15 protein-coding genes are annotated in these 21,219 nt (G+C 70.1%); 7 read left to right on the top strand and 8 right to left on the bottom strand.

Features of this window, described 5'->3' with window-relative positions; translation table 11 throughout:
* From K7G61_RS25500 to K7G61_RS25490, 3 genes are all read right to left on the bottom strand, one after another.
* Positions 1 to 691, bottom strand: a 691-nt coding sequence (locus tag K7G61_RS25500) for an aminoglycoside phosphotransferase family protein (protein ID WP_225849305.1), incomplete at its 3' end; no start/stop codon positions are given.
* A 179-nt stretch (positions 692 to 870) separates the two neighbouring features.
* Positions 871 to 2,340, bottom strand: coding sequence for a TIR domain-containing protein (locus tag K7G61_RS37045; RefSeq protein WP_225849304.1), 1,470 nt, complete (start codon positions 2,338 to 2,340; stop codon positions 871 to 873).
* Between the two features lie 123 nt (positions 2,341 to 2,463).
* A complete protein-coding gene (locus tag K7G61_RS25490; RefSeq protein ID WP_225849303.1) occupies positions 2,464 to 3,042 on the bottom strand; it encodes a hypothetical protein in 579 nt (192 codons plus the stop codon).
* A 71-nt stretch (positions 3,043 to 3,113) separates the two neighbouring features.
* On the opposite strand from K7G61_RS25490, the gene fxsT reads away from it, so the two are divergent.
* Positions 3,114 to 6,008: an FxSxx-COOH system tetratricopeptide repeat protein gene (gene fxsT, locus K7G61_RS25485; RefSeq protein ID WP_225849302.1), complete on the top strand. Its 2,895-nt coding sequence runs from the start codon at positions 3,114 to 3,116 to the stop codon at positions 6,006 to 6,008.
* A 413-nt stretch (positions 6,009 to 6,421) separates the two neighbouring features.
* On the opposite strand, the gene K7G61_RS25480 is transcribed toward fxsT, so the two are convergent.
* Positions 6,422 to 7,843 (bottom strand): ATP-binding protein, encoded by a 1,422-nt coding sequence (locus K7G61_RS25480; protein WP_225849301.1) that lies wholly within the window; start codon positions 7,841 to 7,843, stop codon positions 6,422 to 6,424.
* 1,080 nt (positions 7,844 to 8,923) lie between these two features.
* On the opposite strand from K7G61_RS25480, the gene K7G61_RS25475 reads away from it, so the two are divergent.
* Positions 8,924 to 10,525 carry a UvrD-helicase domain-containing protein gene (locus tag K7G61_RS25475; protein WP_225849314.1) on the top strand — a complete coding sequence of 534 codons (1,602 nt, stop codon included), beginning with the start codon at positions 8,924 to 8,926 and terminating at the stop codon, positions 10,523 to 10,525.
* A 144-nt stretch (positions 10,526 to 10,669) separates the two neighbouring features.
* Here the strand turns inward: K7G61_RS25475 and K7G61_RS25470 are convergent, their stop codons facing one another.
* Together K7G61_RS25470 and K7G61_RS25465 are read right to left on the bottom strand one after the other, a co-directional pair.
* The gene (locus tag K7G61_RS25470; RefSeq protein WP_225849300.1) at positions 10,670 to 11,443 is read right to left on the bottom strand and encodes a hypothetical protein; all 774 of its coding nucleotides are present in this window, start codon (positions 11,441 to 11,443) and stop codon (positions 10,670 to 10,672) included.
* Between the two features lie 35 nt (positions 11,444 to 11,478).
* Positions 11,479 to 13,425, bottom strand: coding sequence for a serine/threonine-protein kinase (locus K7G61_RS25465; RefSeq protein WP_225849299.1), 1,947 nt, complete (start codon positions 13,423 to 13,425; stop codon positions 11,479 to 11,481).
* A gap of 319 nt (positions 13,426 to 13,744) precedes the next feature.
* Here K7G61_RS25465 and K7G61_RS25460 point away from each other — a divergent pair, with 319 nt between their 5' ends.
* Positions 13,745 to 15,676 carry an ABC transporter ATP-binding protein gene (locus K7G61_RS25460; RefSeq protein ID WP_225849298.1) on the top strand — a complete coding sequence of 644 codons (1,932 nt, stop codon included), beginning with the start codon at positions 13,745 to 13,747 and terminating at the stop codon, positions 15,674 to 15,676.
* A 57-nt stretch (positions 15,677 to 15,733) separates the two neighbouring features.
* Here the strand turns inward: K7G61_RS25460 and K7G61_RS25455 are convergent, their stop codons facing one another.
* Positions 15,734 to 16,720, bottom strand: coding sequence for an aldo/keto reductase (locus K7G61_RS25455; RefSeq protein ID WP_225849297.1), 987 nt, complete (start codon positions 16,718 to 16,720; stop codon positions 15,734 to 15,736).
* 215 nt (positions 16,721 to 16,935) lie between these two features.
* On the opposite strand from K7G61_RS25455, the gene K7G61_RS25450 reads away from it, so the two are divergent.
* From K7G61_RS25450 to K7G61_RS25435, 4 genes are read left to right on the top strand one after another with little or no spacing between them, the layout of a single operon-like run.
* Entirely contained in the window at positions 16,936 to 17,385 is a 450-nt protein-coding gene (locus K7G61_RS25450) for a GntR family transcriptional regulator (RefSeq protein ID WP_225849296.1), read from the top strand.
* Positions 17,382 to 18,320 (top strand): ATP-binding cassette domain-containing protein, encoded by a 939-nt coding sequence (locus K7G61_RS25445; RefSeq protein ID WP_225849295.1) that lies wholly within the window; start codon positions 17,382 to 17,384, stop codon positions 18,318 to 18,320. Before K7G61_RS25450 ends, K7G61_RS25445 begins: the two co-directional genes overlap by 4 nt.
* A complete protein-coding gene (locus K7G61_RS25440) occupies positions 18,317 to 19,399 on the top strand; it encodes a hypothetical protein (RefSeq protein WP_225849294.1) in 1,083 nt (360 codons plus the stop codon). The genes K7G61_RS25445 and K7G61_RS25440 overlap by 4 nt, the downstream gene beginning before the upstream one ends.
* Positions 19,400 to 19,412: 13 nt before the next feature.
* Positions 19,413 to 19,679: a DUF6191 domain-containing protein gene (locus K7G61_RS25435; RefSeq protein ID WP_225849293.1), complete on the top strand. Its 267-nt coding sequence runs from the start codon at positions 19,413 to 19,415 to the stop codon at positions 19,677 to 19,679.
* Positions 19,680 to 19,706: 27 nt separating this feature from the next.
* On the opposite strand, the gene K7G61_RS25430 is transcribed toward K7G61_RS25435, so the two are convergent.
* Positions 19,707 to 21,212: a cryptochrome/photolyase family protein gene (locus K7G61_RS25430; RefSeq protein ID WP_225849292.1), complete on the bottom strand. Its 1,506-nt coding sequence runs from the start codon at positions 21,210 to 21,212 to the stop codon at positions 19,707 to 19,709.
* Positions 21,213 to 21,219 lie beyond the last annotated feature (7 nt).

The raw sequence follows: 21,219 nt of genomic DNA, 5'->3' as shown, positions 1-21,219 counted from the left end.
GGACCAGGTCCCACTCACGCGGGGCGAGCGCGAAGCCGTCCAGGTCGATGAGGACCGCACGGCCCGAACGGTCGCGGAGGATGTTGCCGATGCTGGCGTCCCCGTGGATCATCCCGAAGGGCAGGACGAAGTCCAACCGGTCGTACTGCTTCTGCAGCTTCCCAACCCGCTCCTCCAAGAACGCCCGGTCCGCCTCCCCAACGCCGTCGAGGGAACGCACCGACTCCCACACCTTGGCAAACGGATCGAAGTACGGCAGCCCGAGCGCTTCCGGCTCCTCCAGCCAGTGCAGCCGCTTGAGCAGGTCCGCCAGCTCCGGCAGCGTCGCGTACTCCTCGGTGTCCTGGACGCTCTCCCAGAACGTGACGACGCGCCCACCTACGACGGCCGGCTGCCCCACACCGGGCAGCAACCGATTCGCCGGAAACCGCTCCTCCTCCAGCCACCGCGCCACCCGGACCGCCCGCTCCATCTCCGCCAGCGCATCTGGGTCCCGAGCGATCCGCACGACCACCGGCCGGGCCGCTAACCGATAGACCGCGTTGGACCCAAGCCTCACCAACTCCGTCCCGGAAGCATCCAGCCCCGCAGTCGCACACGCCTCCCGCAGCACAGCGCCAGCCGCCTCAGCCGTGAAGCCAGCGGCCCCGTCGCTCGCTTCGCTACCGCCGTTCCGCCCACCACTCGCCATGCATCCGACGATACGGCCCACAGCCAGCCCGAGGGAGCCAGCCAGGGTACGAGCCCGGGGAGTTACAGCGTTCTTCACAACCTCAAGCTCAAGTCGGCTCGCTGCCGGGGCGGGCGGTGGCGTGAACCTCAGTGCTACGCCGCAACCAAGGCTGCCGCGATGTTCATTACCTGATAATTTCAGCGCTCCTGAAGCATGCGGGTAAGCACCGCAGCATGGCTAGTTGCTTGCTGCGTGAGATCCCCATCGGGATCGAACGTCAGGTACCCAAGGTCCCTTGCAGGATCCGTGGGCGACGGGGGGATCTTGCTGGACCACACAGGAATCACCTGCCCGTCAGCAAATCTCTCTCTGTACTGACTCGCCTCAAAGAGCGTCCACCGCTTTTTGCCATACATCTCCCCTAGTACTGCAATGACGAAGCGAGATCCAGAAGCATAAATTGGCCCCATGTACGTCTCCACGTCCTGCCCAAGGAAACGGTGCTGCTCGGCCATGTCATAGAACACAGCATGCCCTAAATCCTCAAGGGCATCTCTGAGCATTTCCGCAAAGGTCCGATCTTCGCCAGCGAAAGACAAGGCGAAATCGTAGCTCTCCTCGTAGTCAACCTTGGTAAATCCGACTTCGCGGATGAATTCAGGCCACGAGATTGCACGCAAATAGAAAATCAGCATTGGGTTCTCTACGGAAAGGATCCGCGTGTCGGGATCGAAGTGCAGGATCTCCGAAATTCCCTCGCTGTTGGCAAGGTTTTCCAGATACCCGCGATCGGATACAAGACCGACACTGGCCTTTTCAGTCGGATGTTTTCGCATCTCATCCTGGATCGAAATACTCCAAGAATCCGATTCGGCCAACCATCTTAGGATATGCAGATATGGCGCTCTACCGCCCGGCCGAAACTTGGTTCCACGGGCGAAGCTACGGACAACGTCTCCAAAGCGCTCGCGCTGCCGAGCCACCACCCGCCGCTGGATGGCAGCGTATGAAGTGCCTACCTCGACTACGCCGTCTGGTTTCTCCAGAACTTCGGCCTGTACGCATGCATCCATGCAAAGAAGTTGCGCAAGATAAAAACTGCCTCGCGATTTCTCCACAATAAGATCTTTGGCCGAAAGACGCACATTCAGCGCCTTTTCGCCTGAATTTACGAGTTCTGCGATCTTAGTATCAGGCTCGACTTCAAATCGGATTACGTCAATCCTGTTTGAAAGATCTGGCGACGCTTTAATCAGCGACCGACCAGCCTCATTGATCCCGATGATTACAAGTTTCCGACCGACATCTTCCGTGTCAGCCATGATCTTCAACATGTCGGAGATCTGCGATTTAACGGAATCTTGCAACCTGTGGAAGTCATCAATTACAACAGTGCCAAACTGGCCCAGGTCGTGAAGTAACTCAATGTATTCAACATCTTCAGGAGATCGCGCCGAAAGCTGGACAATCTCTTCCGACATCGAAATTTCCCGCAAAGCCTTGCTTACTGCGGTACTCTTCCCGATTCCGGATGGCCCCTCTACAATCACCCCGCGCCCCGGAGAGCGCAAAGCCACCTTAAGGCGATTGTACTCAGAAGGTTTGACAAACGTATGAGTGGGGATGCCTGAGATCTTGAAAACATCCTCGACGCGAATCTGAGACACGCAAACTCCGCATACCGCTTAAAGTAGATCTAGAAAGGAACTTTGAAGGAACTTGTCGGAGCATACCGGCTGAGAGTCGCATTGCACCCCGAAGCGACTGAGCCGCATCTTGATCGCCAACGATCAACGATCCCCGGTGGCGACCGCTTCGAGGAGGTTGGGAACGCCGCAGGCGCTAGCGAGGAGATCAGCGTAGGCGGTGAGGATCGTGCGGGTGTCCTCCAGCGCTCCCCGTAGTTCGCCTGCACGGTTCCAGGCGTGTTCATGCTCGCCACGGGAACGGTCGACGGGCCGACGGCTCTCCCAGTCTTCAAGCGCGGGATGCCAGCGTGCGAGCAGAGGGCGGATGCCGTAGTTGAGCATGGAGACGGCCAGGTAGCCAAAGTTGTACTGGCCGTCCTTCTTGGGCTCGGCGACCTCGGGGCCGTACTTGCGCAAGACCTCACGGGTGGTTGTGAACAGCGAGTACAGGCTGCCCAGGGCTTCCCGTAGCAGCCCTTCGTCCTCTCGGAGCGGTACGACGGATACGCGGGTCAGCAACTCCACGTACAGCTCCCAGGCCGCCCGTCGCTCCGAGTCGTTCGGCTCCCACGTGCCGGAGATCTCCACTACGCGCAGGTTCAACCTCACCCCAACGCTCTTCGGCGCCCGCACCATCACTTGCCTCCTGACATGACCTGCTGCGACCTCAACGGTTGGCACCCTGAGTGCACCGTATACGCGGGATCATGTGTGCGGCGTCGTGTTCTCGTGGTCTTGAGGGGGATGAGGCGATGGCCGCCGCATCGGAATCGGTGTTCGTCAGCTACGCCGGGCCCGACCGGGCTTGGGCCGAGTGGGTTGCCTGGCACCTGCGAGAAGCCGGCCACCGCGTGGAGCTGGACGTATGGGACTGGCAGACCGGCGACAACTTCATCGACCGGATGAACACCGCCATGCAACGCGCCACCGTAGTGGTGGCACTGTTCTCCACCAGCTACTTCCGCTCCTCCCGGTGGACCCACGAGGAATGGACTTCCGTCGTGGGGCGCCGGGAGCGACTCGTCCCGCTAACGGTCGAACCACTGATGGGCACGGACATCCCGCCCATCCTCACTGCCGTCATCCGCAAGGATCTGCACGGCTTGGACGAGCCAGCGGCCATTGCCGCCCTGCTGAACGCCGTCAACGGCCCCGTCAACCTGGTCACGGCGCCCGGCTTCCCCGGCACACCGCCACTGCCGAACGGCTCGACACCAGGCCCCAGCAGTCAGCGTCCCCGCCTGCCCAGCGCCACCGGCATTCCGCAGGTGTGGAACGTACAACGCCGAAATCCGCATTTCACGGGCCGCGAACTCCTGATGACCCAGGTACGGGAGGGCTTGCTGGGCGGCCGACAGGCCGTGGTGCAAGCACTGCACGGCCTGGGCGGGATCGGCAAAACGCAGATCGCCTTGGAGTACGCGCACCGCTTTGCGAGCCAGTACGACACCGTGTGGTGGATCGACGCTGAACAGGCCGATCAGATCCCCGTCCGCTACGCCGAGTTGGCCACCCGGCTGGGTATCGCCAAACCCGAGGCCGGCACCGAGCACAACACCCGTACCCTCCTGGAGTACCTTCGCACCCGCGATCGCTGGCTGATCATCCTCGACAACGCCGACCGCCCGCAGGACTTCGAGAACCTGATCCCCACAGGCTCCGGCCACGTCTTGATTACCTCCCGCAATCCCGATTGGAACGAGAACGTCCACAGTCTCAACCTGGGCGTTTTCTCTCGCAGCGACTCGCTGGCCTACCTCACCGCCCGTCTGCCCGGTATCGCCTCTGAGCAGGCCGACGCCTTGGCGGACGACCTTGGTGACCTCCCTCTTGCCCTCGCCCAGGCCGCCGGCGTCATCAGCGGCGGCATGACGGTGGACCGCTACCGCCGCCTCCTCGCCGACAAGACGAACGCACTCATGGCCAACGGCACACCGCCCGGCTACTCCGCGCCACTAGCTGCCTCTGTGGACATCGCCACCACCCGCCTGGCCGCCGAACACCCCGGCGCCGCTGGTCTGCTCCGTCTTGGCGCCTTCCTCGGCCCCGACCCCGTACCCACGATCTGGTTGGAAGCCGTCGCTGGTCAACTGGCCACCGTCGCGGTCAACCCCGATGACTTCATGTGGCCCCAGGCCGCTCTTCAGTCATTGGCCCGTTACGGCCTTGCCCGCGTCGACTACGAAACCTTCCAGATCCACCGGCTCACCCAGGCCATCCTCCGAAGCCAAGCAAGCAAGGAAGAAGCCACTGCGTCGCAGGATGATGTCATCACGATCCTCGCCGCCGTAGCGCCTGGCGACCCTGAAACCCCAGCGGCCTGGCACCAGTGGGCCGCGTTCACCTCTCATCTCAGCGCACGCCATCACACGGCCACCGACCACCCCCAGTTGCGCCAAGCCCTCGTCCAAGCCGCGCGCTACCTCATCAGAAGTGGTCAGCCCGGCGCCGCGCGTCAGCTGACCAGCACCCTCCATCGCGCCTGGTCCAGCGCTCTCGGCGAAAACCACGAAGACACGCTTGCGTGTGCCCAGTACCTCAGCCATTCCACCAGTAACCTCGGGGAGCACGTCGAGGCCCGCCGGATGATCGAAGACACCCTCCAACGCCGCCGCCACGTCCTCGGCGACAACCACCCCGACACCCTCCACTCTGCCAACGACCTAGGTGCCGCGCTGGGTCGTCTCGGGGAGCACGCCGAGGCCCGCCGGATGGACGAGGGCACCCTCCAACGCCGCCGCCACGTCCTCGGCGACAACCACCCCGACACCCTGCAATCCGCCCACAACCTCGCCGTCACACTGAACTACTTCGGGGAGCACGCCGAGGCCCGCCGCATGCACGAGGACACCCTCCAACGCCGCCGCCACGTCCTCGGCGACAACCACCCCGACACCCTGCAATCCGCCCACAGCCTCGCCGTCACACTGGACGCCCTTGAGGAGCACGCCGAGGCCCGCCGCATGCACGAGGACACCCTCCAACGCCGCCGCCACGTCCTCGGCGACAACCACCCCGACACCCTGCAATCCGCCCACGGCCTCGCCGTCGCACTGAACAACCTCGGGGAACACGCCGAGGCCCGCCGCATGCACGAGGACACCCTCCAACGCCGCCGCCACGTCCTCGGCGACAACCACCCCGACACCCTCCACTCCGCCCTCAGCCTCGCCATCGCACTGAACAACCTCGGGGAACACGCCGAGGCCCGCCGCATGCACGAGGACACCCTCCAACGCCACCGCCACGTCCTCGGCGACAACCACCCCGACACCCTCCACTCCGCCCACAACCTCGCCGTCACACTGAACAACCTCGGGGAACACGCCGAGGCCCGCCGCATGCACGAGGACACCCTCCAACGCCGCCGCCACGTCCTCGGCGACAACCACCCCGACACCCTCCACTCCGCCCACGGCCTCGCCGTCACACTGAGCCGCCTCCGAGAGCATGCGGAGGCTGTTCGGCTCCTCAAGGACACCCGCATGCGAAGCCGCCGCACCCTCGGGAATGAGCACCGATTCACTAAACGAGTGACGTATACGCTCGCCGCTACACTGAAGGCCGCAGGTAAGCCGCACGAAGCAGAGAAACTGCTGTCCTCTCTCAAACCGCGACAGCACCAAACCCGAAAGACGCGCCGCTGAGCAGCCCGCTCCACGCCATAGGGAGTTCGTCTCTGCCAGCACAAATGGTTGCGGCTCATCGCCATCCGAACCAACTGCGGCCAGGATCCCATCTAACTGCAGCCGTGCCAGAACCGTGCCAGAATGAGCGGTGAACGGCGGTCCGCAGCGGTGCTTAAGCGCGACGCCCGACAGCGCTCCGGACACCATAGGCCCTGGTCAAGCCCGAAGCCCCCCTCCTCCCGCCCGCGATTCCCAAGCTCAGAGCGCGGGTTCGATTCCCGTCATCCGCTCCAACAATAAGGCCCAGGTCGAAGACCTGGGCCTTATGTATTGCCTGGACCAATTGGAGAATCTGCGCCACTTGAGAACCACATGCGGCTGTCGAAGGGGACAGGTGGAAGGGACCGGTTGTCCGTGCTTCGGGATGACGGTCAGGAGGGCCACGCGGCGAGGAGTTCTGCGGGCCCGTATGCGGCGTCCAGACCCGTGCAGGCGATCCCGCTGCGTGAGACGGCGACCGTGGGCACGGGTTCGGGCGTCAGAGCGGCGCGGTGGCGGTGCAGCGCCGCGAGATCGTGCTGGTCAAAGGGGGACTTCTCCAGCCACTTGACCGAGCCGACAAACAGCAGATCCTTGGCGATCGGCGCCCGGTCCGCTCCGACGATGTCGATCTCCACGTCATTGGTCCGGGTCCAATAGCCGCCGATGGCAGGGGCGGCGGGGAGGTTCGCGTCGGGCAGCAGTCGCGCCAGCGCCTCGCGCACCAGAGGTTCGACTGCCCGGCCCCGCCAACTGGTCCAGTTGGCGCGGATGCGCTGCAAGGTCAGATCGCCCCGGCCGCGCTCGATTTCTTGCATCGCCGGGCCCAAGTGCTTCAGCCAGAAACGGAGGTAGGGGTCCGCGACCCGGTAGCGGCGGTCTTTCGAAGGCCGCGTGGAGAGGGGAAGTTCCGCCGCGATCACCCGCTTTTCGCTGAGAAGCCCCAGCGCCCTCTGGAGCGGGGTCCCTCCGATTCCGCCGGCGGCGCGGGCGATGTTCGAAAAGGTCCGCTCACCGCTGCCGATCGCCGAAAGAACTGTGCGGGCCTGCGCCTGCTGCGGGAATTCGGCTGCGAGCGAGCGCTCCGCTGACACCAGTAGGGCTGATACCGGATCGCTGAGCGCCGTCCGCAGAAAGTCCCACATCCCCGCACCGTGCGGCCACTCCGCGCAAATGAGGGGCAGTCCACCGGTGACCAGGGCCGCGTCGAAGGCGTCGGCGGATTCCGCAAAGCCCAGCATGCTGCCCACCTCCGCCGGGTTGAGAGGGCCGAGGACCATCTCCCGTCCACGCTGGTGGAACGGGCGTCCGTAACTGTTCAGGGCCTCCATCATGGACAGGTCGGAGCCGATCAGGATCAGCAGAACCGGCTTGGTCTCCAGAGCCCTGTCCCAGGCCCGCTGCAGTATCCCCTCGAAGGCGCCTGTGGCATCCATCAGGTAGGGCACTTCGTCCATGACCACCACGCTGACCCGGTCATGCGGCAGGGAGGCGGCCAGCACATCGAAGGCGGCATCCCAGGTCGCCGGGCGTGCGGCAGAGACCACATGTGCCAGCGGAAGGCTGGACGACTGCGCATCCTGAGCGAACCGTTCCAGGTCCGCCGCGGGTGAGGCGCCGGTCGCGGCGTAGAAGAGGAAGGGAACACCGGACTTCTCGGCGAACTGCTCGACCAACCGTGACTTGCCCACCCGTCGGCGCCCCCGCAGCATCACGCACCGTCCGGGCCGCTGCCCACCGGCACCGACCGCCACCTTGTTCAGTTCGCGATCGAGCATCCTGAGCTCGTTTCGTCTGCCTACGAACTCCACCATCGATCGTCCCTCCGCGCCTGCCAGCAACCGGGGACACACTAACGCTGAAGTTACTAACATGGGAGTTGGTAACTTTGATGTCACTCATATGGAGGATTGCATAGCCAGTGGGAGCCCTCGCTGCCGTACGGCGCGAGCAGGGGGCACGCACCGACGTGGGTGAGGCCCTGCCGGCCGGCGTGGTTGCCGGGCGTGGGGCCCGGCGGACATGACGGTCAGCTCGCGCCTGTGCCTCGAGAAGGGATGCGGATGCCCCAGAGGCCAACCATCGCGAGCCCTCCCCGCCCCCACAGCGCCACCGTCCGCGCAGGTCAACCCCCGTTTCCGGGCTCCCCCACCCCTTGATTCCCAAGCTCAGAGCGCGCATTCGATTTCCGTCGTCGGCTCGGAAGAAAAGGCCCAGGGCGACGACCTCAGCCTTATCGATTACGGGGCCCGCTGCCTTTGTCTTTCCCGTCCGAAGGTCGCCGCGGGAGGAGGAGCCCGCCCGCCACCGAGAGCAAGTCCTCCCCCGTCCTGCTCGGCACGCGTCGTCGGGTGGAGCGTCCCGGGCCCGCGGCCCGTAAGCCACCGGCACTGACCGTGACTATTGTCCGACCGAAGCGCGATCAAGCAGCTAGCCTGTACGAGGGAATGCCGACCTTCTCAGGGTAGGGGGCATCGATGAGTGGCGGTTCAGGACCTGGTGCCCACTTACCGGGGCCCGACGAGGAGCGGCCGGATCTCTTCGGCTCTGCGGCCGGGCCGGTGGATCCGCGGCTGCCGGCAGGATCCGCCGAGGTCTCGTGGAGCCCCCGTGACGAGCTGCGGCGCCTGGTCGGTGAACTGGTCCGGGCGGCCGGGCTGAGCCAGGGGATGGTCAATGCCGAGATCAACAGGCGGCTCGGGGTCCGCAGCAGGACGGGTGCCGGCCCTGACGTGATTCGCGCGATCAAGGTGGCGAGGGCCTGGCTGGCCGGGCTCGCCGCCGAGGACGCCGCCCCATCGGCCACGGGCTCCCGCGACTCGGCCCCGGGCGTGCTCGAACGGCGCCCCCGCACGGCCCCGGCAACGGAGCGCGCCGGCACACCGCGAGCTCCCCTGCGGACGGGCGCACCCCGGTTTCGGGCCACCGAGGAGCAGGAGGCCGCGGTGGAGGTGTTCCTGTCCCGGCGGCACTTGGCCCTGCAGGCCGGGGCCGGCACGGGGAAGACGACGACCCTGACCCTGCTGGCCCGGGCGGACCGGCGCCGCGGCCGCTACCTGGCGTTCAACAAGTCGATCGCCACCGACGCCGCGAGGAAGTTCCCGGCCGGTGTCGCCTGCCGTACGGCACACTCGCTGGCTTACCAGGCGGTCGGCCACCGTTACGACCAGCGGCTGCGGGCACCGCGCAAACCCGCGTGGAAGGCGGGCGTCGCGCTGGGGATCGGTCCGGCGATGCAGGTGAGGATCGGCGACCGTACCGTCACCAACAGGGGCCTGTCGTACGCAGTCATACGGACGGTGCGGCGCTTCTGCCAGTCCGCGGACACCGTCCTGCGCCCGCACCACGTGCCGTGGCTGCGGGGCCTGGCGGCGGAGGACCTCCACAGCCAACTGGCCACGGTCGTGCTGCCGTACGCCCAGAAGGCGTGGGAGGACCTGCAGAACCCGGCGGGCGGTGCCATGCGCTTCGAGCACGACCACTACTTGAAGATGTGGGCCATGGAACAGCCGCTGATACGGAGCGACTACCTGCTGCTGGACGAGGCCCAGGACACCAACCCGGTGCTGGAGGAGGTCTTCAGCGCGCAACGCGCCCACGCCCAGCTCGTCATGGTCGGCGACTCCGCGCAGGCCATCTACGGGTGGCGCGGCGCCCGGGACGTGATGACCGACTTCGACGGCGAACAGCTCGCGCTGTCGCAGTCCTTCCGCTTCGGTCCGGCCCTCGCCCAGGAGGCCAACCGCTGGCTGACCGTGGTGGAGTCCCCCATCCGCCTGACCGGCGCCCCCTCGCTCACCACCACCGTCGGCCCTTCGGACACCGCCGACGCGATCCTGTGCCGGACCAACGTCGGTGCCATGATCGCCATCCTGCGGCTGCTGGCCGACAACCGTCGCGTCGCCCTGGTCGGCGGCGGCAAGGCCCTGGAAGACCTGGCGGTGGCCGCCGGACAGCTCAAGGCGGGCCACCGCGCCACCCACCCGGAGCTGGTGTTGTTCAGCACGTGGGGCGAGCTCCAGGAGTACGCCGAGTTCGACCCCTCCGGGCAGGACCTGCTGCCGCTGGTCGACGTCATCGACGAGCACGGCGTGGACGTGATCCTCGCCGCCGTACGACGGCTCTGTGATGAGCAGGACGCGCACATCGTGGTCTCCACCGCTCACAAGGCCAAGGGCCGGGAGTGGCCGTGCGTGCAGATCGCGCCCGATTTCGAACCGCCTCCCAGCGAGGAGACCGACGCCCGCGGGCAGCCGGTCCCGCCGCCCCTCAACCAGGAGGAAGCGCGCCTGGCGTACGTCGCCGTCACGCGCGCCCGGCGCCACCTCGACCCCGGCGGGCTGGCCTGGTTCGACAGCCACCCCGATGCGCCCGCTCGCGCCGACGCCGCACCGGGACGTCCTTGTACGCCGGCGGCTTCTCCGCGGTCCTCCGACCGCCCCGGACCCGGGACTTCGCCGTGGGATCGGCTCCGGCCACCGCCGCCCGGCCACTGACCGGCCCGGTGGCACCCGCCCGCCGTCGACGGCGACCGGTGCCTGACCGCCGCCCGCACCCACCGATACGTGTCGGCGACGCTGCCGCCGCCAGGAAGTTCGATCATGCGGCAGACCTAACCCGACAGCGCCGACCGGAAAGGCTCAGCGGCAGCGGTAGGCGAAGGTCGTGGAGGCCGAGCGGTGCTGGGGGGCGAGCACGTCGAGGGTGGCGGTGGCCGTGAGTGAGCCGGGGCCGTCGAAGGTCCAGAGCAGGACGACGTCGGTGGTGCGCCGGCCCCTGGCCACATGCTGCCTCAGCTCGTCGGAGACGGTGCCGTCGCTGCGCCGCCAGCGGTAGCGGACCGTTCCGGCGCCGCCGCTGGTACGCAGGGTTCCGATGATCTTCGCCGTACTGTGGCAGCCCTGGACGGCCGTGTCCTCGCGGACGGCCACACCGTCGACCTTCACGGGCGAGGGGAAGTGCTGCCAGGCCAGGTACGCCAGCACCCCGAGCAGCACCACGACCGGGAGCAGCCAGCCGCGCAGCGCCCGTCGGCGGCGCCGGTCCTCGCCCGCCGGAACCGTCCCCGGCTCGCCCGGCCGTACGGTGCCGTGCCAGACGGCGGCGGTCCGCGCGGTCGCGGCGGTCGTGTCCGGGCCGGGCACGCCGGGGCCGAACCGGCGCAGTCCGCCGGTGTACGGGGCGCCGTCGGGCGTTCGCGGCTGCTGCGGAACGGTGCCGTCCGGTTCGGCCGCCGGCGCCGCGGTGGTGGCGGCGGTGGGCGGGGCCGCCCGGCTGGACCACGAATCGGGGTCGAGCAGCGTCGCGCGGGTCGCCTCGCCGGCGTCCGTGTCGGGCCCGTCCAGCCGGAGGGTGGTGTCGGGCCCGTGGTCGTCGGGCTCGTGGTCGCGGTCGTGGTCGTGGTCGTGCGGCATGGGTGTCTCCCCTGGCGGATGGCCGGGCGGCGGGGTCAGAAGATGATCGGGCCGCATGCGGCGACCACTTGGTACGAACCGTTCCCCGAGTCCGCGGCCGGGGTCGTGGAGACCGTCAGACCCCAGTACGGGTAGGTGTCCCCGCCGCCGAAGTCGTAGGAGTACGTGGCCGTGAACGACCGCTGCCCCTCGGCGAACCGCACCGACTGGGTGGACACCGTCGCGCCGCCCCGCGGGTCCTTGGTGGCGCTGTGGAACCAGGAGAGGGTCAGCGTGCCGGCCGCCGCACCGTCGCTCTGCACGGTGACCGTCGCGACGGCGGTGTAACCGCTGTTCCCGCTGCAGCCGAACCGGGGGATGGACACGGAGACCACGTGCAGGGGCTGCGGCGGAGCGGACGTCGTCGGTGGCGCGGTGGCGGTCGTGGTCACCGCGGGACTCGAGGGGGTGGGTGCGGTGGTGCTCGTGGCCGCGGGGGCCGCCGCGGGGGCGGTCGGTGTGCCGGTCGGCGGGGCCGTGGTGCCGGTGCCGGTGCCGGTGCCGGTGCTGGTGCCGGTCGGGGAGCCGCTCGGTGTCGCGGAGGGGGACAGGGTGGCCGACGGTGAACCGCCGGTCGCGGGAACGGTCGAGGGACCGGTCGCGGAGGCGCCGGGCGGCCCCGCGGCCAGCGAGGTCAGGGCCGAGGGTGTCGTGGCGGCCGCTTCGGGGGCGGGTCGGCCACCGCCGGTCGCCACCGCCGTCACCGTGAGCCCCGCGGAGATCAGTACGGCCGCGACCGCGCCCACCAGGAGTCTGCCGCGCCGCCCGAGCCGCGGTGGGCGGGCCGGTCCTCGCGGCGCAAGGGCGGCACCGGCCACCGCGCCGCCTTCGGCGACGCCACCCGGCTCGCCCGGCCCGCCCGGGCCACCCGGCCCGCCGTCCAGCCGGGTGCGGGCCAGGGCCGTGGTGCCCGACGCGCCGGCGCCTGCCGACGGCAGCAGCAGGGGCAACAGGGCGACGAGGGCCGCGAGTTTGCGCTGCCCGCGCTCCTCCCAGTCCTCCCCGTACGCGGCCCGCGCCACCGCCTCCAGCTCGGCGACGAACTCGGCCGCGCCCGGCGGGCGTTCCCCCGGGGCCTTGGCCAGGCCGCGGCTGATCAGGGAACGGACCGGCTCCGGCACGTTCGCGTCGGGTACGGGTGCCTCGGCGTGCTGCACGGCCAGTTCGAAGACGGTCGAACCGGAGTACGGCTTGGTGCCGGTGAGGCACTCGTAGAACGTGGCGGTGGCCGCGTAGACGTCCGTGGCCGGCGTGGCGGGACCGCCCGCCCACTGCTCGGGGGCCATGTACGAGGGCGTCCCCGCGACGCCTCCGCTCTCGCCGCTGCGCACCGCGACGCCGAAGTCGACCAGTTTGGACCGGCCGTCGGGGGTGACCAGGACGTTCGCGGGCTTGTAGTCGCGGTGGACGACGCCGGCGGCATGTGCGGCGGCCAGGCCCAGCAAGGAGCCTTTGAGGACGGTGAGGGCCGGTTCCGGGTCCGTCGCGCCCTCCTCGCGCAGCAGTGTGCGCAGGGCGATGCCGTCGACCGGCTCCATCACGATGGCCGCGTCCGGGCCGTCCTCGACGTACTCGTACAAGCGGGCGACGTACGGGGAGTCGAGGGCGCCGAGCAGTTCGGCCTCGCTCCGGAACGCCGTCCTGAAGCGCTCGTCCCTGTCGAGCCGGCCGGCCAGGTACTTGACGGCCACCGGCGTGCCCGTAGCGTCGTGCCTGGCCAGCACCACCAGACCGGACGCGCCCGAGCCGAGCTCCCGTTCGTGCGTGTAACCGGGCACCACCCACTGCCCGGCACCGTCCGGACCCGGTGTGCCGTCCGAACCCGGTGTGCCGTCCGCGCCGGGTCCGCCGTCCACGGGTCCGCCGGGGCTGCCCGAACTGCCCGGGCCGCCGGGTCTGTCGGACTCGTCGTCGGAGCCGCCGGGTCTGTCGCTGTCGTCCATCGTGTGCCGTCCCTCTCACGAACACCTGCTCGTAGGCGTCGACGCACATTATTGCCCCGGGGTTCCCCGGCACCCCCCGTTCACAGTGCCGAATCGGTGCCGAATCGGAGCCGTCGCGGTGCCGTCGCGGTGCCGAATCGGTGCCGTCGCCGTGCCGTCCGCGCGTCCGGATCCTTTCGCTCGGCGCCCCGTTCGCCGGAAAACGCTTGGACCGCGCGGGAGACGGCTCGGCAGACTGCCGGTTCCGGCCTTCGGCGGCTCACCGGGGAGCGGCCGTTCCCGAGGTGGCAGGCCGCCGGACGACGACACGGGGCTGGGAATGGGATCGCCTGACACGCGCGAGGACGCGCCGGGCCGGGGCCCGGTGCTGCTGGCACTGCGCTACTACGGAGGGGAACTGGTCCGGCACCGGTGGCTGACGGCGCCGGCGATGCTGCTGCCGGCGCTGGGCAACATCGGCGTCAACTACGTGGCCCCGCTGGTCGTCGCCAAGCTCGTGGGGCGCATCTCCGACAGCGCGCACGGCACGGGGGGCACGGGCGGCGCCGTCGGGCCGATGGTGCCGTACGTCCTCGTCTTCGCCGCGGTACTGCTGCTCGCCGAGACGTTGTGGCGCCTCGGCGTCCACTGCCTGAACCGCCTCGACGCGAACGGCATCCAGGACCTGTACGTGACCGGCATGGACGAACTGTTCGCCAAGGACGCCGCCTTCTTCCACGACAATTTCGCCGGTGCGCTGACCAAACGGGTGCTGAGCTTCGCCTCCCGCTTCGAGGAGTTCACCGACACGCTGACCTTCCAGGTCGTGGGCAGCCTCGTGCCCCTGCTGTTCGGTTCGGTGGTGCTCTGGCAGTACCAGCCGCTGCTCGTCGCCGTCCTGCTGGCGTTGATCGTACTGACCGCCGTGTGCGTGGCACCGCTCATCCGGCGCCGCCAGGCTCTCGTCGCCCGGCGCGAGGCGGCGATCGCCCGGGTGGCGGGGCACGTCGCCGACGTCCTGATGAACATGGACACGGTCCGTGCGTTCGGCGCCGAGGACCGCGAGGCGGCCGAGCACCGGTCGCGCGTCGCGCACTCGCGACGGCTGTCCCTGCGGTCGTGGGACTACGGCAACCTGCGCATCGACACGCTGGTCGCGCCGATGTCCGTACTCACCAACGCGCTCGGCCTGCTGCTCGCGGTCACCCTCGGCGGGGGCAGGCACGGCGTGGAGGCGGTCGTGGTGGCGTTCACGTACTTCAGCAACGCCACGCGGATCATGTTCGAGTTCAACCAGATCTACCGCCGGCTGGAGAGCTCGATGACGGAGGCCGCGCAGTTCACCGAACTGCTGCTGGCCCCGCCCACCGTGCTCGACCCAAGAGAGCCTGAGCCGCTGTCGAACGAGGGCGCCGAAGTCCGCTTCGAGGGCGTGACCTTCGCCCACGGGGGCGGGAAGCCGCTGTTCGACAAGCTCGACCTGACCGTGCCCAGCGGGGCGAGGGTCGGTCTCGTCGGACGGTCGGGCGGCGGCAAGACCACGCTGACCCGGCTCCTGCTGCGGATGACGGACATCGACGGCGGGCGGATCGTGGTGGGTGGTCAGGACATCAGCAGGATCCGGCAGAAGGACCTGCGCGGCCTGATCTCGTACGTGCCGCAGGACCCGGCGATGTTCCACCGCACGCTGCGGGACAACATCGCCTTCGCCCGGCCGGACGCCACCGACGCCGAGATCCGCCGGGCCGCCGAGGCGGCGCACGTCACGGAGTTCGCCGACGCGCTGCCCGACGGGTTCGACACGATGGTCGGCGAACGCGGCGTGAAGCTGTCCGGCGGACAGCGCCAGCGAGTGGCTCTGGCCAGGGCGATCCTGCGCGACGCCCCGATCCTGCTGCTGGACGAGGCGACCAGCGCCCTGGACTCCGAGAGCGAGATCCTCGTCCAGGAGGCGCTGTGGCGGCTCATGGACGGGCGCACCGCGCTCGTGGTGGCGCACCGGCTGAGCACCGTCGCCGGCATGGACCGGCTCGTCGTCCTCGACCGCGGACGGATCGTCGAGCAGGGCACCCACCAGCAACTGCTCACCCGCGACGGCGCCTACGCGAAGCTGTGGCGGCACCAGTCGGGCGGCTTCCTGGAGGAGGACGCCGCCGACGCCGACCGCGCCGACCATGCCGGTGACGCCGGTGACGCCGGTGACGCCGGTGACGCCGGTGACGCCAAGCTGCCGGTCGCCGGCAACGCCCCCGCGCCGCCCGTGCTGCCCTGACCGGGCGCGGGCGGGTGCGGGGCGGGTGCAGGGGCAGGGGCGGGGGCGTCCCCGGGGCTACCGCAAGGCGGCGAGCAGCTTCTCCACCTGCGCGAACTCGTCCGGGGTGAGCGGGCCGCGGGCGAGGGCCCCGGCGTTCTCCTCGACCTGGCCCAGGTTGCGGAAGCCCGGGATCGGGATCGTCACCTGGCTGCGCGCCCACAGCCACGCCAGCGCGCCCTGGGCGAGGGTGCGGCCGCCGCTGGTGAGGATGTCGCGGACGCCGTCGATCGCGGCGAGCCACTCGGGGTCGCCGGCGCCGTCGCGGAAGTACGTCATCCAGGCGTAGTCCATGTTGCGCACGTCGTTGTCCGCGACCCTGCGCCCGTCGTGGTACTTGCCGCTGAGCAGGCCCATCGCGAGCGGCCCGCGGTTGATCGCGGCCTGGCCCGACGCCTCGCAGACGGCGATCATCGCGGGCGCGTCGCGCAGCACGGACATGTCGTGCTGGATGGCCGTGCAGTGCGGGGCCCGCGCCGCGAACGCCTCGGCCTTGGCCGCGTCGTCCGTGCTCCAGCCGTACGCCCGTATCGAGCCTGCCGCGACCAGATCCTCCAGCGTGCCCACCAGGTCGAGGGCCTGCTCCACGGGCAGGTCGTTCAGGTGGAGCTGGTACAGGTCGACGTAGTCGGTGCCGAGCCGGCGCAGCGACCCCGCCAGGCATGCGCGCAGGTAGGCCGGGCTGGGGTCGGGGCCGCCCGCGGTCCTGGTCCGCTCGTCGAACGTCGAGCCCCACTTGCTGGCGATGACGACCTGGTCGCGCCGGTCGCGGAAGGCCGCGCCGAGGACCCGCTCGCTGTGGCCGGCGCCGTAACTGCTGGCGGTGTCGTAGAACGTCACGCCGAGGTCGAAGGCCCGGTGCAGGGCGCGGGTGGACTCGGCGTCGTCCACCTCGCCCCAGCCGAACTGCTGCGTGGCGCCGTTGCCCCACGGTCCGCCGATCGCCCAGCAGCCCATGCCGAGGCCGCTCACTTCGATGCCGCTGCGTCCCAGAAGTCGTTTCATGGCGGCCACTGTCGTACGTGAAGCGCGCTCCAAGTCAAGGCACCGATGACGGGCGGGCGGGACCAGGACCCGTGGCTTCCCGCACCGCCATGGGCCCACCCTCGCACGGTCCTCCCTTCCCGCCACCGGTTCCGCCCGGCCCTTCCCGGCCCTTGCCCGCTCGGCGCTTCAGTGTTCTACTTCACTAGAACACTGAACGGGAGGGAGGGACGGGTGTGATCGACTTCCATGTCGACCGGTCCAGCAGTGTCCCCGCGTACGCCCAGTTGGTACGGCAGGTGCGCGAGGCGCTACGGCTGGGGCGGCTGCGTCCGGGGGATCAGTTGCCGGCGGTGCGGGCCGTGGTGACCTCGTGCACGGTCAACGCGAACACGGTGCTGAAGGCGTACCGCGAGCTGGAGCTGTCGGGTCTGGTGGAGGCGCGACAAGGTGCGGGGACGTTCGTGAGCGCGTCACTCGGCGATGCGGATCCCCATGTCATGGCGCGGCTGCGCGCGGCGCTCGCCCGCTGGCTCGGCCAGGCGCGGGAGGCGGGCCTTGAGGACGAGGACGTGCAGGCCCTGATCGCCTCGGTGATCGCCGAGGACTCGGCGGACCGTACGCGGACGGGGACCGGCCCGTCGCCGCGCGCGACCGGGATACGGACGGAAGGGGGCGCGGCGTGAGCGGCGGACCGAGCGCCGTGGAGGCGCGGGACCTGAGCAAGCGGTACCGCGGTGTGTGGGCGCTGCGCGAGTGCGGCTTCCGCCTGCCCGCGGGCGCCGTCATCGCGCTGGTCGGCCCCAACGGGGCGGGAAAATCGACGTTGATGAGCATCGTCAGCGGCATGCTGCCCGCGACCGGCGGCTCGCTGCTGGTCGGCGGCGAGCCCGTGGTGCAGGGCCGCAAGCCCGGCGCCGGCAGCGGCAGCCGGGTCGCGATCCTGGCCCAGGACAAGCCCCTCTACCGGGACTTCAGCGCGGCGGACATGCTCAGGTTCGGGCGGAGCACCAACCGCGCGTGGGACCAGCGGCGGGCGCTGTCCTGGCTGAACCGCTTCGGCGTACCGCTCGACCGCCCCTGCGGCAGGCTCTCCGGGGGCCAGCGCACGCAGGTCGCCCTGGCCGTCACCCTGGGATCACGTCCCGATCTGCTGCTGCTCGACGAGCCGTTGTCCGACCTCGACCCCGTGGCGCGCACCGAGGTGACCGGGGAACTACTGGCGGAGGCCGCCGAGAACGCGATGACGGTGATGCTGTCGACCCACATCGTCGCCGAACTGACCGGAGTGAGCGACCACTTGCTGCTCCTCGCCGATGGCCGCGCGGTCCTGGCCGGCGACGTGGAAGAGCTCCTCGCGCAGCACACGCGGCTCATCGGTCCGCGGGCGGACCTGCCGCCGGGCCCGGGGACGATCGTGTCGGAGCGGCACACCGACCGCCAGTCGACGTTCGTCGTACGGCTGCCGGACCCGGCGGGCGCGCCCCCGGTCGTCGCCCCCGGCTGGACCGCCGAGCCGCTCACGCTGGACGACCTGGTCCTGGCCCACCTCAGGGCGTCGGGACAGGCGTCGGGGCGGACGTCGGAACGGGCGTCCCTCCGTCCGGAGGCGGTGGCATGACTCCCCTGACCCCTACCGCCCCGGCCGAGGCGGGCCCCGCCGGCGCCCGGACCGAGGACGACGGACCGGGCGCGGGTTTCGCCGGCCTGGCGTGGGTGACCTGGCGCCAGCACCGCTGGGCCCTGGTCTCCTCCCTCGTACTGGCCGCCGTGCTCACCGGCTGGATGCTGTACCTCGCCGCCGATATGACGAACCTGTACCACCAGTGCCACAACACGCTCTGCCCGGACGGCTCACCCCAGGCGGCGACGCTCGACGCCCGCTTCACCGGCCCGATCGACGTCGCTGACAAGCTGCTGCTGGCCGTGCAGTACCTCCCGGCGCTGATCGGCATGTTCCTCGGCGTTCCCCTGCTGGCCAGGGAGTACGAGCAGCGCACCCTGCTGCTCGCCTGGAGCCAGGACGTCTCGCCCGTGCGCTGGCTGTGGGCCAAGCTCGCCCTGGTCGGAGGGTTCGTCGCGGCGCTGACCGCGGTCCTGTCGGCGACCACCGACCATCTGGCGCACGTGCTCCACGACGTGGACGGCAGCACCATGTTCGAGGGGTCGATGTTCCTGGACTCCGGCATGCTTCCGCTCGCGATCGGCGTCGCGTGGTTCGCCGCCGGCGTGGCGCTCGGGGCCGCGATCCGCCGCGTCCTGCCCGCCGCGATGGCCGTGCTCGCGGGCTTCGTCGGCCTGCTGCTGACCGTCGAGTGGCGCTACCCCACCCTGGTGCAACCGGTGTCCGGGCTCTTCCGGTTCGGCGCGCCGGGACCCACCGACCCCACCAACGCGCTGCGTATCAAGGGCGGCATCCGGGTCGGTCCCGGTCACGTGGAGAACGTCTTCGACGCCTCCGGCCACCCCCTCGACTACGCGGGCCTGCAGCACGCCTGCCCCGACTTCATCCTGCTGCCCCCGCGAACCGGCTTCTCCTGCCTCGTCCACCACCGCTTCCAGCAGTACATGGCGTACCAGCCCGGCAGCAGGATCCCCGAGTTCCACCTCCTCATCGCCTCCGGCTACCTCGGCCTCGGCGCCCTCGCCCTCGCCGCCGTCTGGCTGCTCGTACGCCGCGCCGGCCTGAGCGCGGGCTGAGAGGGGCCACGCGATGAGCATCCTCGAAGAGATCTTCTTCCCCAGCGCCCGCCACCGCGAGGAGGAGAAGCACCGCCTGGAGTGGACGCGCGACGAGGAAGGCGAGGGCGATCCGTACCGGGGGCCGATCGACCTCGACAGCGGCGTCGTCCGCATCCGGGCCGCCGCCGCGCCTGAAGCTCCCGCTCCGGAAGCCGCCGCCACCGAAGCTCCCGTCCCGAAGGCCCCCGGTCCGGAAGCCGGTACGGAAGCCCCTCCGGAAGCCCGTCCGGCGACGTGACCCGCCCGCCGTGCGGTCCGGTCCGCCTCAGGGGGCCGACGTGCCGCGGGCGCGCACACCGTCCAGCGTCTCGGGCAGGTCGGTCAGCCGGTCCAGGCCCCGCGCCGCGCGAGCGGTGCGGGGGTTGTGCGCCAGCCGGTCACGGTGCCGGTGGATGAAGGCCCAGTACCCGGCCGTGTACGGGCAGGCGCGGTCGCCGGTACGGTCGCCCGGCCGGTAGGCGCAGCCCCCGCACAGGTCGCTCATCCGGTCGATGTACGCGCCGCCGGACGTGTACGGCTTGGTGGTCATCCGGCCGCCGTCGGCGTACTGCGACATGCCGACGACGTTGGGCAGCATCACCCAGTCGTACCCGTCCACGAAGCAGCGGTGGAACCAGTCGGTCACGGCGGCCGGGTCCCAGCCGTCCTGCAGGGCCCGGCTGCCGAGCACCATCAGCCGCGGGATGTGATGGGTCCACCCGGTGTCCCGGACCTGGGCCAGCACGGTGGACAGGCAGCGCGCGGTCACCGCGTCCGCGTCCAGCTCCGCGAACCACTCCGGCAGCGGCTCGCGGTGCCGCAGCGCGTTGGAGCCGCGGTACTCCTCGCCGAAGTACCAGTACAGGTGCCAGACGTATTCGCGCCATCCGGCGATCTGCCGGACGAAGCCCTCCACGCTGTTCAGCGGCGCGTCCCCGGACCGCAGGGCCGCCTCCGCCCGCCGCAGGCACTCCCGCGGATGCAGCAGCCCGAGGTTGAGCGCCGGGGACAGCCGGCTGTGGCTCATGACGGGGTCGGCCGCGAGCATCGCGTCCTCGTACGGCCCGAACGCGGCCAGCCGGTGGCGTACGAAGTGGCGCAGCGCGGACAGGGCCTCCCGCCTGGTGGCCGGGAAGCCGCGCGGGCCGTCCCTGCCGACGAAGGAGACCCGGCCCTCGCGTTCCCAGCGGTCCAGGTCGTGGCGGACCTCGTCGTCCACGGCGTCCTCGCGGGGCCGCCACGGGGCGCGGAGGTCCAGGGCCTCGCGGCCGGACGGCGGCGGCTCCCGGTTCTCGCGGTCGAGGTTCCACGTGCCCCCGAGCGGACCGCCGTCGTCCATCAGCAGCCCGAGGCCGCGGCGCACCCGGTGGTAGAAGTCCTCCATCCGCAGGCGGCCGTCGTGCTCGCCCGCCCAGTCGGCGAACTCCTCGCGGGTGACCAGGTGGCCGCGTTCCGGCAGGACGTCCACCCGGCCGAGCGCGGCGACCAGGCCGGCGGCCCGCCGCGAGGTCGGCGGGAACACGGTGACGCGGCCCCGCGGAACCGCCCGTTCCAGGCCCTCGCGGTACGTCCGCGCGCGGACGTACGTCACCCGGTCGCCCAGCTCCGCCGCCCGGTGCCGCATCGCCGACAGCACCAGATGCGCCTTCGCGCGGTGGAAGCGGCGCCGGGCCAGCACCGATTCGGCCTCGATCATCACCAGCGGCGCGTCCTCTTCCGGCCCGCCGTGCCGGGGATCGGTGAAGTGCGGGCCCAACTGGTCGCCGAACAGCCAGTGCGGTCGCGCTGCCAACGCCGCC

The sequence above is a fragment of the Streptomyces sp. HPF1205 genome, from assembly GCF_020400825.1.
Taxonomy (GTDB): Bacteria; Actinomycetota; Actinomycetes; order Streptomycetales; family Streptomycetaceae; genus Actinacidiphila.
Note: the sequence above shows the minus strand (reverse complement) of the source record. Positions and strands in the feature narration are given on the sequence as shown.